Raw genomic sequence first — 9,959 nt, forward strand, 5'->3', positions numbered from 1 at the left:
TCTACTTGAGAAACTACCCGTAATTTAAAAGCTATACTGTAGTCTCTTTGGGTGCGCTTTTCTCTTTTTAATACTTGTTCTTTCATAAATAAGTCGATTAGTTGTCAACTTATTTCAGGACGGGACAGAAATTACAACAAAAAAGCCCTTCAATTGAAGAGCTTTTAGTATTTTTTTCATATTTCATTCCTTAGTTGGCAACGTCGCTGATGAATTTAATTCTCAGCATTCTTACCTCTTCATCAGACAGTTCGTCTCCAAACTCATCCAATAAAATTTTCATGCTGTCGCTTTCAGATTCGTTCATGAACTCCATAAAGCCATCTACGATATCTTCGTCAAAATTATCTTCAATATAATAGTCGATATTCAGCTTGGTACCTTGATAAACAATTCTTTCCATTTCTTTCAAGAGTTCATCCATAGAAAGGTTCTTTGCTCTTGCAATATCTTCAAGATCAATCTTTTTATCAGTGCTCTGGATAATGAAAACCTTGTGGCTGGATTTATTGGCCACCTGTTTAAGTACCATGTCCTGAGTGCGCTCTATATTATTGTCCTCAACATATGTTTTGATGTAGTCGGCAAATTCTTTCCCATACTTCTTCGCCTTTCCTTCTCCTACTCCATAAATTTTGTTGATTTCATCTACCGTAATGGGATATTGAACCGTCATATCCTCCAAACTCGGATCCATAAACACTGTATAAGGTGGAATACCGTGTTTTTTGGCTACTTTTTTTCTTAACTCCTTTAACAGATTAAATAGTTTTTGGTCTAAACCACCTCCGGCTTGTTGCTGCAACTGATCGCTATCTGCCTTTGCCTGGGTAAGATCAAATTCTCTGTCTTCAGCAATCAGGAAAATATCTTTGGATTTACCTTCCAATACTTTTCTTCCTTTTTCTGCGATCTTTAAAACACCATACGTTTCAATATCTTTCTGTAGAAAATTCTGAACGGTAGCCTGTCTCAGGATGGTTTTCCAATAATTGTCTTTTTCATCTTTTCCAAAACCAAAATGCGGGTTTTGTTCCAGTTTATAAGACTTAGTAACCGCAGTTTCTTTCCCTACAATCACGGAAATAAGGTCTTTTGCTTTAAACTTTTCTCCTGTATCATTAATTAAATTAAGAGCTTTCGTTAAATCTGCTGTGGCATCTTTTAATTTTGGAGGGTTGGATGAATTATCACACATTTTCGCTCCATCTCCATTCACAGGATCAAAGCTTTCCCCAAAATAATAAAGGATATATTGTCTTCTGCTCATTGAAGTTTCAGCATAGCCTACTACTTCATTTAAAAGCTGTAACCCGATTTCTCTTTCGGATACAGGTTTCTGAGCAAGGAATTTTTCCAGTTTCTCAATATCTTTAGGATCATAGAAAGCAAGGCAATGACCTTCACCACCATCTCTTCCTGCTCTTCCGGTTTCCTGATAATAGCTTTCCAGTGATTTCGGGAAGTCATAGTGAATCACAAAACGTACATCCGGCTTATCAATTCCCATTCCGAAAGCAATGGTTGCTACAATCACATCCACTTCTTCCATCAGAAATTTATCCTGATTGGCAACTCTCACCTTCTGATCCAGCCCCGCATGATAAGGAAGGGCATTAATTCCATTAACCTGCAGAAGCTGGGCAAATTCCTCCACTTTTCTTCTACTCAGGCAATAGACAATCCCAGACTTTCCTTTATGCTGGTTGATAAATTTAACGATCTCCTTATCTATATTAATTTTAGGACATACCTCATAATACAGATTCGGGCGGTTGAAACTTTCTTTGAATACCAAGGCATTGGTCATCCCTAATGTCTTCTGAATATCATCCTGCACTTTCGGTGTGGCAGTAGCCGTAAGGGCAATTACCGGTACATTGGCAATCTTGTCAATAATCTGTTTAAGGTTCCTGTATTCCGGTCTGAAATCATGTCCCCACTCTGAAATACAGTGAGCCTCATCAATAGCAAAGAAAGAAATCTTAACTTCTTTTAAAAAGTCCAGATAATCATCTTTAATCAATGATTCAGGAGCTACATACAAAAGTTTGGTTTTTCCGCTTTTAATATCGTCAAAAACCTGTTTTGTCTGTGTCTTGTTTAATGATGAATTTAATACATGCGCTACCCCATCATCAGATGACAGCCCGTTTACGGCATCCACCTGATTCTTCATTAACGCTATTAAAGGTGAAACAACAATGGCTGTTCCCTCCGAAATAAGTGCCGGAAGCTGATAACATAATGATTTACCACCACCTGTAGGCATCAAAACAAATATATCCTTCCCATTCAATAGGTTTTCTATAATCTGTTCCTGCTGTCCCTTAAATGTAGAAAACCCAAAATACTTTTTCAATTCGCCTGATAAATTGGCTTTTTTTGCGCTCATCTAATTTTCTATTGCTAAATTTGCATCTAACCCAAAGTTATAAAAATTCTGCTTAAAATAAAAGCGAACGAATTTATAAAAAATAAAATTTATATTAAATATTGTTTTTAAAATATAACGTTTTTTGAAAACTTTTTTGTATACCTTATTGTCATAAAATGGATAGAACCAACATCATATCAATTGCTAAAAGCACTTTAGAAATTGAAATTTCAGAATTAGAAAAATTAAAAAACAGGATTGGCGACGAATTTGCTAAGGCGGTAGAAATTATTCACTCTGCTAAAGGAAAATTAATTGTAGTAGGAATTGGAAAATCTGCTCATGTAGGTAATAAAATTGTTGCCACCCTGAATTCTACAGGTACTCCATCACAATTTCTACATGCTTCGGAAGCAATTCATGGTGATCTGGGAGTTATCCAGAAACAGGATGTAGTACTTTGTATCTCCAATTCCGGAAATTCTCCTGAAATAGCGAATCTTGTTCCGTATTTAAAGGATTATTCTTCGGCTTTGATCGGCATGACCGGAAACAGAAGCAGCAAACTCGCTGAGTTTTCAGAAATTATCCTGGACACTCACGTTGATGTTGAAGCTTGTCCTAATAAACTTGCACCTACAAGTTCTACCACCATTCAAATGGCATTGGGAGATGCGCTTGCTGTAGCCTTAATGGAACTGAATGATTTCAAAGCGAACGATTTTGCGAAATTCCATCCTGGAGGAAGCCTGGGTAAAAACCTGACATCAAAAGTTGAGCAGTTCCTGTCTTCACAAAAACCACAGGTTTCGGAAGATGCTCCTATAAGAGATGTTATTATTTCCATCAGTGCATCAAGCCATGGAATTACTGTTGTTACCAATGAAGATCAGATTATCGGAGTGATTACGGATGGTGATTTGAGAAGAATGCTGATGAAAGGAGAAGATATCACTAAGGTTCTCGCCAAAGATATTATGTCTGCCAATCCAAGAACTGTTGAGAAAGATGCACTGGCCAAAGAAGCCATGAAAATTTTAAAAGACAATAATATCGGGCAGCTTGTAGTAACTGAAAACGGGAAATACTTCGGGATCATTGATCTGCATAAGTTGCTTGATGAAGGAATCAATTAATTCTTGACTGTTAGGATGAGTCATTTTCTAAAAGAACATATTCAGGAAATTGTTACCCTTTCGGATGATGAGTTTGAAATCATTCAAAGCTTTTTTGTAAAGAAAAGATTCAGGAAAAGACAGTTTCTGATACAGGAACATCAGCATGTTCATGAAATTTTTCTGATAGAAAAAGGGATTCTCAAAAGCAGTTTTATAGATACTACAGGGAAAGAGCATATTCTTCAGTTTGCAGCTTCCAACTGGTGGATTTCAGATTTTGCAGCTTTTTTTAAGCAGGAATCGTCATCTTTGGCTGTTGACTGTATTGAAGATACTGAAGTGTATTCCATTGCTTATGAAGATTTAAATATTCTCTGCTCAAAAGTTCCGGTGATGGAGCATTTCTTCAGGGTAAAGTCTAATTTCGGGTATGTAGCTTTACAGCAAAGGATTCTTTCATTAATGAGCAAATCTGCCAAGGAGCGCTATGAAGACTTTATTAAACAATATCCGGGTTTTAAGGACCATATTCCGAAACAGCTTATTGCAAGCTACCTGGGAGTTTCACGAGAAACATTAAGCCGACTATATTGATAAAGATGTGACCTGTGTCACATCTTTTTTTTGAGGTATATCCTTGTAACAGGTCTATCAAAATTCCAATCTTTGTCTTATCATTTTAAACAACAATACCAATGAAAAAGAAAGCATTAATCGTAGTGACAAGTGTGGAAAAATATCCTGATATGGAAAGAGCAACAGGTTTATGGCTCGGGGAAGCCGTTCATTTTTATGAGAAACTGGAAGAAAAAGGATATGAAATAGATTTTGTAAGTCCAAAAGGCGGATATACTCCACTTGATCCTATTTCTCTGCAAATGTTCGTGCAGCCTGTAGACTGGAAATATTATGCGGATGATACCTTCAGAAATAAATTAGGGAATACTTTTACGCCTAGCGATATCAATCCTAAAGATTACAGTGTCATTTACTACGCAGGCGGACATGGTGTTGTTTGGGACTTTCCGGACAATACAGAACTACAGGAAATAGCCCGCAGCATTTATGAAGACGGAGGGATTGTATCATCTGTATGCCACGGAGCTGTAGGTCTCTTTAATATCAAACTTTCTAATGGAGAACTTTTGATTGAAGGAAAAACAGCAACCGGTTTTTCAAATTCGGAAGAAATTGCAGCGGAACTGGCAGATCATATGCCTTACCTTACAGAAGATGTATTGAAAAGCAGAGGTGCTCATTATGTAAAGGCAGATCAGGATTTTATTCCTTTCGCTGTAGCCGATGGAAATCTGGTAACGGGGCAAAACCCGCAATCCGGAGCAGCGGTGGCAGAAAAAGTGCTGGAAATTCTTGAAAAATAATAGTAACTGAATATCATGATAACAGGCAGCCTTTTGTGCTGTCTGTTTTGCATCTGAGAATATCTTTAGCAATATATGAACAATCTGTAATCTTACCCTAAACAAATTCATGAACAATAAATTCTAAATACTGATTATTATTTCATAATTTCGCAGACTTAAACTGCTTCCCTTTTCCGGGGTGCATTTTGACAGATTCTATTATATGGACAATAACAAAGAGATGTCCTTTCTGGGGCATATTGGAGAATTAAGAGGACATTTGGTCCGTTCAATTATTGCTATCATCGTTGCAGCCTTTGTGGTTGGTTTTAATATCAACTGGATTATGGACCATATCTTTTTTGGGCCTACCAGAAATGATTTTCCAACGTTTAAAATTGTTAATCATTTTTCAAGAATGATTTTAGGGGAAGACAGTATTCACCTTCCAAAGGATTTCCCGGTACGTGTACAAAGGTTATATCAGCAGTTTAATGTGATGATGGCAGTTTCCATTTTTGGAGGAATGGTGGCGGCATTTCCTTATATCGTTTGGGAATTATGGCGTTTCATCAGTCCGGCTTTACATCCAAGGGAAAAAAAGAATTCCATTTATATTATTAACGCAGTCTGGATGCTTTTTATGACAGGTGTTTTATGTGGTTACTTTTTAATTCTTCCTTTCGCTGTAAACTTTGGAGTAATTTTTAAGATTTCAGATATTATTGTTCCTCTTTATGATCTGAGTGATTATACCACGCTTTTTTTACAGGTCGTTTTAGGAATGGGTGTTATTTTCCTATTTCCTATTCTGATCTATTTCCTTACCAGCATCGGAATTCTTACTCCTGTATTCATGAAAACCTACCGCCGTCATGCTATTGTATTGATTATGGTGGTGGCAGCAATTATTACTCCGGCAGATGTACTAAGTATGCTGATGGCTGCTTTCCCATTACTGATCTTATATGAATTCAGTATTATGATGTGTACCTTCACTTATAAAAGGGTACAGAAAAGCAATGGAAATCTCCCTGCCGTACAAAAATAAATCCATACAAGAGCAATAGGCTCATCTACTATAAAATTTAAATAATGCTGATCTTTAAAAAATAGATCAGCATTATTTTTTTTACTGTAATTTCATTTATTTGTCAGTATATACTCATCAAATATGAGCATAATTTGAAACATTCAACAATCTAAACAGCTTAAATAAATCAATACAAATTCAATCAAAACAATAATATACAAATTTTTATTCAATAAAAATTGAAATAAATAAAAACATTTATTATTTTTACAATCATTAATTGAATTTACTTAAATTTTATATGAAAAAGAAAATTATTTTTGTTTGCGCTCTGGCTTTAAGCTTGACAGGTTTACAGGCACAGCGTTGGATTCCAGTTTCTGAAAAAGTCACGCCTATAAGGAAAGAAGTTAAAATTGAATATGCTTATAAATTTGATCTTGCTTCCCTAAGAGACATGTTAAAAAATGCTCCGGAAGCAGGAACAGGAGGAGCACCAATTGTTGTTTCCTTACCTACAACAAACGGAAAGGTTGAAAGATTTTCTGTCTACAGCTCTCCTACCGTTGCAAAATCAATGGCAGAGAGATATGAACTGGGAGCCTATTCCGGAGTTGGAATAGATAATCCTAATAAACAAATCAGGTTTACTACAGCTCCTAATGATTTCCAATCCATGTTGTTTGATGTTAACACAGGACAATATGAGTTCATTGAACCTGTAAATAAGGAAAAAACCATTTATGGTGTCTTCTTTAAATCAAATAAACCAAAAGGTGATCCTTTTGAGTGTAGAACTTTTGAGCCTGAAGTCTCAAAAAAGCAGATGACTAAGCTATTAAAATCAAAAAATGTTCTGAATGGCTTAGGAGGAACGAATAAAAGTAATGACCAAAAATACAGAACATATAGAATTGCAATCTCTGTAAACGGAGAATACACACAACTTGCCGGTGGTGTTCCTCAGGCTGCAGCTCGCATCAATGCTACTATGCACAGAGTAAATGGAGTTTTTGAGAAGGATTTTGGTATTCATATGATTGTTCAGGATCTGCCTCAGGTGATCTTCTCAGATCCAGCTACAGATCCTTATACTGATGTTTTAGAAGATGTAGATCCTGTTACTGGAGCAATAAGCTACAGTGCACCTGATGAATGGAATCTGGAGGTTCAGCAAACACTTACCAATACACAAGGCGTAGGGAATGCTGCTTATGATATAGGACACTTCTTTGGTCACAGAGGTGGTGGTGGAAGCGCCGGAGATGTTGGAAACGTATGCAGAAATCCATCAGGACCCAATGATGCAACTTCAAAAGGAGCAGGAATTACCTCTCCTGCCACTCCGGATGAACCATTTGGAGACAATTATGACATTGACTTTGTTGCTCATGAAATTGGTCATCAGTTTGGAGCTGCCCATACCATGTCTATTGCTCTTCACGGCGCTCAAATGGAGCCAGGGTCAGGGTCTACCATCATGGGATATGCCGGAATCACCAATGCGAATGTTCAAATGCATTCAGATGCTTATTTTCATGTAAAAAATATTGAACAAGTAGGCGCTTATACCACTGCACAGAGTTGTGGTACTATTACAACAATTAACAATACTCCGCCAGTTGTACAGCCTCATGCTCAAAAAACAATACCAAAAGGAACAGCCTTTGTATTGACAGCTTCTGCAACAGATGCGCAAAATGATCCATTAACGTATACCTGGGAACAATATGATCTGGCTACTTCGGTTTTTGGTCCGGTAAGTCCAACCCGAACGAATGGGGCCAATTTCAGATCTATAATGCCTACAACCTCTCCAACCCGTTATTTCCCTAAACTTTCAAATGTTCTTGATGGAACTCTTACCAGTACACAGGATTGGGAAACGGTATCCAATGTAAAGAGAGAGATGAACTTCAAGGTAACCGTAAGAGATAATAACCCAGATCCTGCTCAACAACAAACCCAAAGCACTCTTGCTAAGGTGAGTGTTGGAGCCGAAGGTCCGTTTAAAGTAACTTCTGCTACAGTATATAACAATACACCGGGAGCTATTACCTGGGATGTTGTGACTACTAATACTGCTCCATATAATGTGGAAAATGTAAAAATAGATTATACTACAGACAACGGAACTACATGGACAGTGATTGCTCCTTCTACTCCTAATGATGGAGCTGAACCGTACTCATTCGCTTCCCTTGCTACCGGTTCCAATGTAAAGGTAAGAGTTAGTGCTATTGATAATATATTTTATGCTATAGGGAATGCTACTGTTTCAGCAGCTTCTGTGGCATGTTCATCAACAGCTCCGACAGGGCTTACAGTTTCAGGAATCACAAAAACTTCTGCCAATATAAGTTGGGATGTAGTACAGGGAGCTACATATTCATTAATGTACAGAAAAACGGGAACATCTACATGGACAACAACTCCTGTAAGTACAAATTCATATTATCTTTCCGGATTGAATGAGTCCACTCAATATGAGATACAGGTTGCTAATGTATGTGGCTCCAACGTTGGAACATATTCTGCATCCAGCAATTTTGTAACGCTTTCTTATACAGCATGTACAGTTTCTTCAAATTCTACAGATGAATTTATTTCCAATGTTACCGTAACGCCAACAGGAATGCCTGCAATTTCAAATAACAGTACTACTAATACTTCATCGTATTCTGATTATACAACCGATTTCAGTAAACTAATTACCTTAAAAAAAGGTTCTACAGGAAATGCAATCAGTGTATCGAAGCAATGGGCTGGTCAATCTTACAATGAAGGAATAACAGCATGGATCGACTATAATAAAGATGGATTATTTACTGCATCTGAAATCATATTTTCAAATTCTCCAAGTAAAGTCACTCCTGTTTCAGGAACCTTTACTGTTCCTACAGATGCTTATACAGATGCCAATGTCATCATGAGAGTTATGATGGCTTATAACACCCAGCCACAGAATGGATGTACCAGCCCTCAATATGGTGAGATTGAAGACTATCCGGTTCGTATACTGGCTGAAACTCTGGGTACCCATGATGTGACAAAAGACAACAATTCTATCCAGATCTTCCCTAACCCTGTAAGTGATATATTGAATGTAACTCAGGTTTCTTCTAAAGCACAATTCTCAATCACGAATATGGTAGGACAAAAAGTAATGAGCGGCGAAATCTCAGATAACAAAATCTCTGTTTCAAAGCTGAGCACCGGAGCCTATATTATTTCAATTGAAGATAAGGGAACAACTTCAAATCTGAAATTCATAAAAAAATAAAATTCCCACTTTTTATATCATAGCCCGGCATTAGGCCGGGCTTTTTTATACATTACAGGATAATTTAATCGGTATTTTCATACGATCTTTATCCGGCTGTTAATTTAATTTTATACTTTTGAAAAGATTATTAATTTAATTTACATGAAAAAGCTGTCATACACACTTTTATTGGTTTCCGGGATTGCTTTCGGGCAGTTCTTTGAAAGAGATAAAGTTTATACTAAACAAGATACCTTAAAAGGTTCCAATACTCCATTCAGAGATTTTTGGGATGTAAAAAAATATAATTTTTCCGTAGAACCTGATTTTGAGCAGAAAAGCATTAAAGGAACGAACAAAATCAGCCTTGAGATTATAAAGGACGTCACCAATCCTGTATTTCAGATTGATCTTCAGCAACCAATGAAAGCTGGAAAAATTACAGCAAGTTTTCCTATTGTCAGTTCTAAGCAGGATGGAGATTTTATATTTATCACAACTAAGAAAAAGTTTAAAAAGGGTGAGAAATATACGATTGATGTTGATTATTCCGGAAACCCTCAGATTGCAAAGAATGCTCCCTGGGATGGCGGATGGGTTTTCACTCAGGATAAAAACGGAAATCCATGGATGAGCCCGGCTGTTCAGGGCATAGGGTCTTCTATATGGCTTCCTACTAAAGATATCTGGAGCGATGAGCCGGATAACGGGATTATCATGAAAATCATTACCCCAAATGATCTTGTAGGGGTTGGAAACGGAAGGTTAATCGATAAAAAGGCTAACGGAAACAAGACTACTT

Annotated in this window: 6 protein-coding genes and 1 pseudogene; 6 read left to right on the top strand and 1 reads right to left on the bottom strand. The window is 37.0% G+C overall.

Annotation, left to right across the window (positions count from 1 at the left end; translation table 11 throughout):
• Positions 1–190 precede the first annotated feature (190 nt).
• Positions 191–2,395, bottom strand: coding sequence for a DNA helicase RecQ (gene recQ, locus BBH99_RS03965; RefSeq protein WP_066692284.1), 2,205 nt, complete (start codon positions 2,393–2,395; stop codon positions 191–193).
• Between the two features lie 158 nt (positions 2,396–2,553).
• On the opposite strand from recQ, the gene BBH99_RS03970 reads away from it, so the two are divergent.
• The 6 genes and pseudogenes from BBH99_RS03970 to BBH99_RS03995 all read left to right on the top strand — a co-directional run.
• A complete protein-coding gene (locus BBH99_RS03970; protein WP_066692285.1) occupies positions 2,554–3,513 on the top strand; it encodes a KpsF/GutQ family sugar-phosphate isomerase in 960 nt (319 codons plus the stop codon).
• 15 nt (positions 3,514–3,528) lie between these two features.
• Positions 3,529–4,089, top strand: coding sequence for a Crp/Fnr family transcriptional regulator (locus BBH99_RS03975; RefSeq protein ID WP_066692286.1), 561 nt, complete (start codon positions 3,529–3,531; stop codon positions 4,087–4,089).
• 101 nt (positions 4,090–4,190) lie between these two features.
• Positions 4,191–4,877: a type 1 glutamine amidotransferase domain-containing protein gene (locus BBH99_RS03980; RefSeq protein WP_066692287.1), complete on the top strand. Its 687-nt coding sequence runs from the start codon at positions 4,191–4,193 to the stop codon at positions 4,875–4,877.
• A gap of 205 nt (positions 4,878–5,082) precedes the next feature.
• Complete coding sequence (tatC, locus tag BBH99_RS03985; protein WP_066692289.1) at positions 5,083–5,910, top strand: twin-arginine translocase subunit TatC; 828 nt, start codon at positions 5,083–5,085, stop codon at positions 5,908–5,910.
• Positions 5,911–6,193: 283 nt separating this feature from the next.
• Positions 6,194–9,175 carry a reprolysin-like metallopeptidase gene (locus BBH99_RS03990; protein ID WP_066692292.1) on the top strand — a complete coding sequence of 994 codons (2,982 nt, stop codon included), beginning with the start codon at positions 6,194–6,196 and terminating at the stop codon, positions 9,173–9,175.
• A 144-nt stretch (positions 9,176–9,319) separates the two neighbouring features.
• A pseudogene (locus tag BBH99_RS03995) lies at positions 9,320–9,959 on the top strand (M1 family metallopeptidase); the annotation flags it as partial.

The sequence above is a fragment of the Chryseobacterium contaminans genome, assembly GCF_001684955.1.
Lineage (GTDB): Bacteria > Bacteroidota > Bacteroidia > Flavobacteriales > Weeksellaceae > Chryseobacterium > Chryseobacterium contaminans.